Genomic DNA, 759 nt, shown 5'->3' on the forward strand with positions numbered 1-759 from the left:
ATTTGGAGGATAAAGACTATTGTCCCAGCCTCTTCGATAAAGAATAGTAAAAACTACATGCCGCAGTGTTTGGTACCTTTGTTTGCTGTTATGCTTCAAAGATGAGCTAATGATGGAAACAAGATTTCCCTTATCTACAAGCTTAACCAGTCTCCCAGATTGTTTGAGCTGTGTGGAGATGAGAAAACGAACTCTTTGCATTAGTAGGAGTTCGTTCCCGCTTCCTTTTGATGCTTCCTTAGAAGGGGAGTTTTCCTGCAAAGGCACCGAGTTTTTTCTTGGTAGCTTGGTCGATCTCTTCAAGGGCAGCGTTGATAGCTTGACTAGTCATGTCTGATAGGGTTTCAGTATCCTCAGCATCTACTACTGCAGGGTTGAAATCGATACGGACAATCTTCTTATCTCCTGTCAATGTCGCTACCACTAAGTCTTGGGCAGATTTGCCGACAAATTCCATAGCAGCTAGTTCATTTTGACTTTGTTCCATCTGCTTTTGCATTTTTTGTGCCTGTTTCATCAGGTTTTGCATGTTCATCATAATGTTTTCTAGATTCCTTTCGTTTTAGACATCTACTAGCCATTATACCATGTTTGGGACGATTTTCCTCTAAAAAACTGCCCTTTTACATGGTATAATAAGGATAAAAACATCAAGGAAGTATGAGTATATGGATATTAGTGAGCAGAAAAAGCAGACAAGATCCTTTATCAAACGCTGGGAAAATCGTGGCAATGAACGGCAGGCTAGCCAGTCTTTTG

General features: G+C 40.6%; 1 protein-coding gene. It reads right to left on the reverse strand.

Annotation, left to right across the window (positions count from 1 at the left end; all coding sequences use genetic code 11):
- Positions 1-238: 238 nt before the first annotated feature.
- A complete protein-coding gene (locus tag STRDD10_RS08265) occupies positions 239-538 on the reverse strand; it encodes a YbaB/EbfC family nucleoid-associated protein (protein WP_067194936.1) in 300 nt (99 codons plus the stop codon).
- Positions 539-759 lie beyond the last annotated feature (221 nt).

Origin of the sequence: Streptococcus sp. DD10 (genome assembly GCF_001578805.1) — a bacterium.
Lineage (GTDB): Bacteria > Bacillota > Bacilli > Lactobacillales > Streptococcaceae > Streptococcus.